Here is a 7,282-nt window from a genome sequence, read left to right as displayed (position 1 = left end):
CGGTGCCATCACCGACGGCACGGGCCTGGTGAGCGGCAACGCGGTGAATCTGCTGGCCAGCACGGGCATCGGCACCGCAGGCTCGCCGGTGCGCACCGACACTTCGACCCTGGCTGTCATGGGCGTTGCGGGTGACGTGCTCGTCAACAACACGTCGGGCGCCCTCACCGTTGGAGCGCTCCAGAGCTTCGACTTCTCCGGGATGGGCGGACCGGGGGCGCTGAGCACCTCCGGCGTCGGCACCGGCACGGGTGACGTGCTGCTGGTGACATCGGGCACGCTCACGGTGAGCAACGCCATCGTGGGGGCCAACGTCGGGCTCTACGCGACGGGCGACATCACCCTGGGAGCCAACGTGAACGCAAACACCACGTCGGGCGAGGCCAGCCTGGTCTCGACCGCGGGGGGCGTCAACGGTGGCGCCGGCGTGGTGCAGGGCAACCAGGTTGTCCTGCGGGCCAGCGGGGCCGTCGGGGCCGCGGGCACGCCGGTGAAGATCGACGCCGCCACCCTGGCGGCCCAGAGCACGAACGGTGGCGTCTTCGTCGCCGATCAAGACCTCAACGCCACCAACCTCGGTCTCACCATCGGGGCCTTCAGCACGGTCGACACCACCCCCGCCCTGGGCGGTGTGGCCACCCTCGTCACCGGCGTCAGTGCCAGCGGTGTGGTGTGCGTCAGCACGGTGGGTGACCTCACCATCGCCAACCCGATGCAGGGCGCCAGTGTGGGTGTGCTTGCGTCGGGCGTGGCGTCCGTGGTGAACGTCAATGCCGCCGTGACGGCCACTGACACCACAGGCGTGGCCAGCTTCGAGGCCGGTCGCTCCATCGTCGGCACGGGGGTCATCACCGCTGCGAATGCGGCCTTCATCGCCAGCGCCGGCGAGGTGGGCACGCTCGTGACGCCGCTCGAGGTGCACGCCCTCACGGCGGGTGGAACCATCACCCTGGCCGCCACGGCCGGGTCGGTCATCAACTACGCCTCGCCGGATACCATCGTCGCGGGCACCGTCACCACCGTGTGCACGAGCACCTCGGTGGTGGGCATCTCGGGCGGCCAGCTCTGCCTGATGACCCTGGGCGACCTCATCCTCAACGCGCCGGTCTCGGGCGAGAGCTACGGTCTCGAGTCGCTGAACGGCAACGTCATCCTCAACAGCACCCTCACCGCCACGGGGGTGAACGGCACGGCCAGTGTCGAGGCCTTCGGTTCCATCACGGGCCAGGGTCGCATCACCGGCGCCAATGTCGCGCTCATCGCGACCAACGGTGGCATAGGAACGGCTGGCGCGCCCATCCAGGTCGACACCGCGAACCTCGCGGCGTCGGCCCCCACGGGCATCTACATCTTCGACCAGCGGGGCTTCACCGTAGGCACGGCATCCACGGTGTGCTCGTTCATCCCCGTGACGGGGGTGACCTCGAGCGGACCGGTGTCGCTCACCGCGGCCACCGGCGACATCGTGGTGACGAAGCCGGTATCGGGCTCCGACGTTGCGCTGCACACCCTGGCCGGCAACATCACCCTCAATGACAACGTGACGGGCACCAACCGCGCGGCCCTCGTGGCCAGTGGCGACATCACCACCCCGTCGGGGGTGGTGAGCGCGCCCACAGTGGTGCTCACCAGCACAGGTGGCAATGTGGGCAGCGCAGCGGCGCCGGTGCGCGTCGAGACAAACGTGCTGGCGGGCTCGGCCAGTGGTGTGTTCGCGGTGAACGACGCCAACGGCTACGCTGTGGGCGCGTCGAGCACGCTCATCGATTCGACGGTGGTGAACGGCATCACGGCGGGCTCGCTGGCGTGCCTGACCGCCACGAGCGGGTCGATCACCCTCAACAGCGATGTGAAGGCCCTCAACGTGGCCATCAGCGCCGACAGCATCGCCCTGGGCAGCGGGGGTGCGTTTGCCGACAACGCCAACGGCACCGTGAGCCTCGAGGCCAATCGCGGATCGGTCACCCAGAGCGGAACCTCGCGCATCGACGTGGGGGGACGCAACCTGGTGGTCTTCGCCAGCGACTCCATCGGCCGCAGCAACGGTCGCCTCTCAACGCAGGTCTCGACCTTCTCGGGTCAGGCGGGGACGGGCGACATCTGGCTCACGAACACGGGCGCGCTCACGCTTGTGAGCGGGGCAACCTTGAAGGGTGCGGTGAGGCTCGAAGGCGTCGCCGCCCGTGGCACGGTGAACATCAGCGCCAGCGACCTCACGATCTCTTCACCCGTCTCCGCGGGAGCCGACGTGGTTCTCTCGAGCGCGAACAACGTGGTGGTTCTCGCGCCGGGCTCGGTCACCGCCGGAAGCCTTGCCGAGATCACCGCCACCGCAGGCTCCATCAAGGGCACGGGCGGCAACCGCGTTGACGTGAACGCGCCGTGCGTGGTGCTGGTGGCAGGGGAGAACGTGGGTCAGGTCGAGAGCAACACGCAGGTGGGGCTCGACGCTCGGGGTGTTGCCGTGAGCGCGGGCCGCGACGTGGCGCTGGTGAGCGTGGGCACGCAGGGGTTGAGCGTGACTGACATCCCCTGCAGCACCAGCAGCACGCTCCACGGCATCACCGCGGGCGGCAACGTCAGCGTGGTCGTGCGTCAGGGCGACCTGCTGCTCGGCACCTCGACCTCTCGCGGCACCATCGATATCGTGGTCGATTCGGGTTCGGTGCTGCTCGCGCCCACGGGGAACGGAGTGCTCAACATCACGGCCGCCGGCCCCTCGAGCATCACGGCTGTGAACGGCACCATCGGCGCCGGACAGACCAGCGCCATCGGTGTCGACATCACCGGCCAGCTGGCGGTCGGGGCGCGCGTCATCTCCTTGCGCGGGCGGGTGTCGAATGACATCATCGTCACCTCTTCGCCCAACCTGGCCCACGCAGGCACGTTCAACGGCGACCTGCTGAGCCAGAAGACCAACCAGACCACCACAGACGGCTTGCACGTGGTGCTCATCACCAACAGCGGACTGGCACAGGATCGCGTCACGCTTGGCGTCACGAGCTTCTACCTGGACCGCTTCTACGACATCTTCTTCGTCGACCCGATGGCGTCTACCGAGGTGAATCTCGATACCGTGCTCGAGCTCGACGATCCCCAGTTCATGCTGCACAAGCATGGCGGCAAGTAGGAGAGTGCGCGCATGAACCGCCTTCGCTGGTCGTGGCTCCTGGTGTCTGTGGGCGCGCTTGTCGCGCTGCTGACGGCGACGTCTCCCGTTCGCGCGGGGCGCGATGTGCGCGACCGCTCGAGCGGCCCGCCCGTCAAGGTGGGCAAGCCGCGTTCCGCGCCCTCGGGCAGCGCCCGGGTGCTGCCTGACCGCAATGACCCGTCGTTCCTACGTGGGAAGGCCGGCACGCCCGCGCCGGTGGGAGGCGATCAGACTACGTCGGTGAACACGAGCCCCGTCGCGTCACCAACCCCTGCCGCGCCGGTCACGGCGGCCTCTCCCGAGCTTTCTCCCCATGGCCTCGTGTCGTCCCCCGACCCTGGTGGCACGGTGTCGCCCACGCCTCGCCCCATCACGGTGACACCGCCCCCAGGGCCGGTTCCGCCGGGAACCGTGCCCCCCATCTCGGTGCATCCGCCCGTGAGACCGATCCCGCCTCCCACCGGCGGACCGGGGCCGTCGCCCGGAGACGGGGTGACGCGCGTTCCGCCATCGGGGAAATCTGGTCCAGGGACGGGAAGCACGAGCGGACCGCCACCAGGAGCTCCTCCAGGAGCGGGTGCCCCAGCGTCGGGAAGGCCTCCCCTGAGCGGTGGCTCCGCGGCCTCCGCGTCGAGTGGCCCAGATGCAGGGTCATCCACGGCCGGCGGCAACGGTCAGGTTGCCGGCACGCAGTCGTCCTCCGGCGCCGCGTCGAGCGCCTCGTACACGCTGACAGGCGCCGCGCTGCTCGCGCGGGTGCAATCGGCGAACCTCGCTTTTGGCACCCTGATGTCGAAGGGATGCGTGCGATGTTCGTTCACCGGAACGGGGAGGGTGGCCGACGTGATGGTTGAGCTGTGCGTCACCAACACCACGGGGGCGTCCCTCGCGCTCGAGTTCGTGCCGGGCATGGTTCTGGGCGCGCCACAAGGCTCGAACATCCAATCGGTCATGCTCGAGGGGCAGGCCTCTGTCGCGCTGGCCGCCGGAGAGTCGGTCACGGTTCCCCTCACCGGATACTGCCTCGACTTCAAGGCGGCACCGCCTCCCAAGGGCCAGTCGATCGCCTTCACGCTGTCGGGCGCGCTCGAACGCTACGCCGCCGCGCTCCAGGTTCTGTATGCGGGGCTCGCCCTCGACGCCCAGGGGAAGTACACCGCGATCCTGGCCCCCCTGCAGCATCGGCGCATCGTCATCCAGCGCGCGCTGTGGGCGGTTCTCGAGCAGAAACCGGCACGCACGGCGGCTGACAAGGAGAAGATGCGCACCGACGTCAAGGCCGACGTGAATCGAGCCGGCCGCTCACTGGCCACGCGCGAGCTCGACCGCCTCACCAACAACCTGTGGGCCGATGTCCGGCAGACGCTCGAGAGGGCCGGTGCGCGCTGACGTCGTCATCGCCCTCGGTCTCAGCGCGGCCTTGCTGCTGACGCCAGCGGGGGCGCGTCTGGGGCAACGCGCGGTTGCGTCGAACCCGCAGCGAGAGGCGGTTGCCGCAGCCAGGGCACGCCCCATGGTCGGGACCGTGGGACGCGATGCGGCGCGCGAGGGCGACACATTGCTCTCCATCGCCGAGCGCAATCACCTTGCCATCGACCATCTCTGCTTTGCCAATGACTGGCCCTCCGAGGCCACCGAGATCTATGCGGGCACCCCCGTGATCGTTCCAGGTGCGCGTGTGATGCCTGTGTCTCCCCCGTACGACGGGATCGTGGTGAACCTCCCCGAGCGGGGGCTGTATCTCTTCAGGGAGGGGAGGTTCGTGCGCTTCTTCCCCGTGTCCATCGGGTTCTCGGGGGAGTGTCCGACGCCGCTCATGCGCACGCACGTCACCGAGAAGGTGAAGAATCCCACTTGGTTCCCCCCGCCTCGCTTCAAAGGGATCGGCCCCGTTCCGCCCGGCCCCGACAATCCGCTGGGCGCGCGGTGGATCGGTCTTGGGGTGGGCGCATATGGCATCCACTCGACGAATCGCGCGGTGAACATCGGGTTGAGCACCACCGGTGGATGCATCCGTCTCTATCCGAGCGAGATCTGCGCGCTCTACGATCTCGTGCGCGTCGGCATGACCGTGCGCGTCGAGTACGAGACCGCGAAGGTGGGGCGACGGGCAGACGGCGCGCTCTTCCTCGTGACCTTCCCCGACGTCTATGGCCGCGGCGATCCGGTGATCGCGTCACGACGGCTCGTACGCGCATTGGGGCTCGCAGATCGCTGGACTGCGCGCGTCGCGCGCGAGGCCGCGCTCACCCGAGGGCTGCCCATCGCCCTCAGCGACCCGGAAGCGAGCGCAGGCAAGGCGTCAAGGGTTCCCAAGGTCGCCCCCTCACCCTTCGCGTCTCCCGTGGAAGGCACTCCTGCCCCTGGCGGCGCACCTACTCATTGAAGAACAGATCGCAGAGAGGTCTCTCATTGATGTCACGTCGCCTGCTCATCGCGCGCATCGCACTCGTGTTGCTGCTCCCATCTGCGGCCCTTGCACAGACGCCCACGCCTCGCCCCGCGACGCCCGCGAATCCGTCGGGTCGCGCCCCGGTGAAGACCATCGTCGACTGCCGTGCGGAGCTCGGGCTCAGCGACGCCCAGGTCGAGAAGATCAAGGCGGTGCTCGACGATTTCCAGAAGCAGCTGGGCGGCTCGCGTGCGGCGCTGAACAGGGCCTATCAGGACCTTGGCCGGCTGCTCGCCGACGGCGCGTCGCTGGAGGCGATTCGCGCGAAGTACCAGCAGATCGGTGCGCTCGAGCTCGAGGCGCGCATGCTCGATGTCACCACGTCACGTCGCGTGGAGAGCGCGATGACCGCAGAGCAGCTCAAGCGCTGGAAGACCATGCAACATGCCGCCAGGGCACCGAAGAAGCCCTGAGCCGTGGCACGCGCAGGCAGAACGACCTCGGTCTGCGCGTGCTCGAGAAAATGTAACGTTGCGGCAACAAACTGCTAACATCTCCCCCCTGAACTTCGCCTCCTCCGGTCACGAGAACCCGTGCATGGCGTGCGTCGCCGTCCCCCCAGGGGCGTCGCGGCACAGCGAGGACGGAGGGCCCTACTCCATGGACGCGATCTCCAGCTTTCCCGCGGGTGTCGACCCGGTCGGGAACAACCTGATGTCGTACGGTCTCCTGATGCAGCAGGGGCAAGGCATGCAGTCGATGATCTCGAGCATCGCCGCGCTCGGGGGAATCGGCGCCGGTGGCCCGGGCGTGACCTCGCTGCAGGGGGGCGGCAACACCCAGGCCCTTCTTGCGAAGTCGATGATGCAGTACTTCCAGTACATCAACCAGATCTGGATGCAGCTGGCCATGGGCACGCCGGGCGCGCCCTCGAATGCGGGTGGTCAGGGGCAGGGCTGAAGGCACGCCACGGGCGCAGCGGTGACGCGTTGATGCGTCGGCCGCTGCCCGCGCCTCTCCATCCCACTGCAGTGATATGCCTGCCCGTGGCGCATGCTGTCCGTGTTGAAGACGAGGACGCCAGGGCGTTCCTCAGCCCGCGATGTGGTAGGGAATCTCCTGGGCGAGCTTGAGGTACTCCTCGCCCTTCTTTGCGATGGCGTCACCGGCGCTCTGCTGGGTGCGTCCCTGGGCCTGCCGCGCCTCGCCCGCCGCGATCAGGCGCGCTCCTGAGGCCTTCTCGGCCTGCCCTTTCTGCTCGAGCGCCGCACCTTCGTGCTCGAGGGCGTCGCCCGCGACCACGTCGGCATGTCCCTGCTGCTGCTGGACGCGTCCCGCTTGCTCTGTCGCCTGTCCTTGGCGGATGCTCTCGAGGGCAGCCTGCTTGTCGGACAGCGCGGCTGTTTCGTCGCCCTGAGCGGCGCGCATCTCGGCCAGGGCCTCGCGCTCGATCTGGTTGGCGAGCGCAACGATGGCGTCGCCGACGGTTGCGTGCCCAAGCCCTTCAGCCTTGGTGGCACGTGCGGCGTCTGCCGCGTCGAGCCCCGTGCGCACGGTCTCCAGCGCAGCCTGCTGACCTCCGATGGCCTGGTCCTGCTCGGCGCGTGCCGTTGCGATGGCGTCGAGGCCTTGCTGGCGGGCGGCACTGCCCGCGCCCAGCTTCTGGTCGCCTGCAGCAGACTCTTGCCGTGACTGCGCCAGGGTTGCCGCCGCCTGCTCTTCGAGCTGGGCACGGGCCT

At 68.8% G+C, this 7,282-nt stretch carries 6 protein-coding genes; 5 read left to right on the top strand and 1 reads right to left on the bottom strand.

The window, feature by feature from the left end:
* The 5 genes from EB084_16030 to EB084_16010 form a co-directional block, all read left to right on the top strand.
* The coding region (locus EB084_16030) for a hypothetical protein (protein NDD29767.1) at nt 1-3,130 on the top strand (3,130 nt) is incomplete at its 5' end.
* Between the two features lie 855 nt (nt 3,131-3,985).
* Nucleotides 3,986-4,540, top strand: coding sequence for a hypothetical protein (locus tag EB084_16025; protein ID NDD29766.1), 555 nt, complete (start codon nt 3,986-3,988; stop codon nt 4,538-4,540).
* Nucleotides 4,503-5,537, top strand: a complete 1,035-nt coding sequence (locus tag EB084_16020) for a hypothetical protein (protein NDD29765.1) — start codon at nt 4,503-4,505, stop codon at nt 5,535-5,537. The genes EB084_16025 and EB084_16020 overlap by 38 nt, the downstream gene beginning before the upstream one ends.
* Nucleotides 5,538-5,566: 29 nt before the next feature.
* A complete protein-coding gene (locus tag EB084_16015) occupies nt 5,567-6,016 on the top strand; it encodes a hypothetical protein (protein ID NDD29764.1) in 450 nt (149 codons plus the stop codon).
* A gap of 124 nt (nt 6,017-6,140) precedes the next feature.
* On the top strand, nt 6,141-6,503 hold the full coding sequence (locus EB084_16010; GenBank protein NDD29763.1) for a hypothetical protein: 363 nt from the start codon (nt 6,141-6,143) through the stop codon (nt 6,501-6,503).
* 132 nt (nt 6,504-6,635) lie between these two features.
* On the opposite strand, the gene EB084_16005 is transcribed toward EB084_16010, so the two are convergent.
* The coding region (locus tag EB084_16005; GenBank protein NDD29762.1) for a hypothetical protein at nt 6,636-7,282 on the bottom strand (647 nt) is incomplete at its 5' end.

The sequence above is a fragment of the Pseudomonadota bacterium genome, from assembly GCA_010028905.1.
In the GTDB taxonomy this organism is placed as follows: Bacteria; Vulcanimicrobiota; Xenobia; order RGZZ01; family RGZZ01; genus RGZZ01.
The sequence above is the reverse complement of the archived record's forward strand: the minus strand, read 5'-3'. Positions and strand labels throughout refer to the sequence as shown.

What these genes read in the sequence shown, in the direction of transcription:
- EB084_16020 (NDD29765.1), top strand. Translation starts at nt 4,503, where the DNA reads ATGTCCGGCAGACGCTCGAGAGGGCCGGTGCGCGCTGACGTCGTCATC.
- EB084_16010 (NDD29763.1), top strand. Translation starts at nt 6,141, where the DNA reads ATGGCGTGCGTCGCCGTCCCCCCAGGGGCGTCGCGGCACAGCGAGGAC.
- EB084_16015 (NDD29764.1), top strand. Translation starts at nt 5,567, where the DNA reads ATGTCACGTCGCCTGCTCATCGCGCGCATCGCACTCGTGTTGCTGCTC.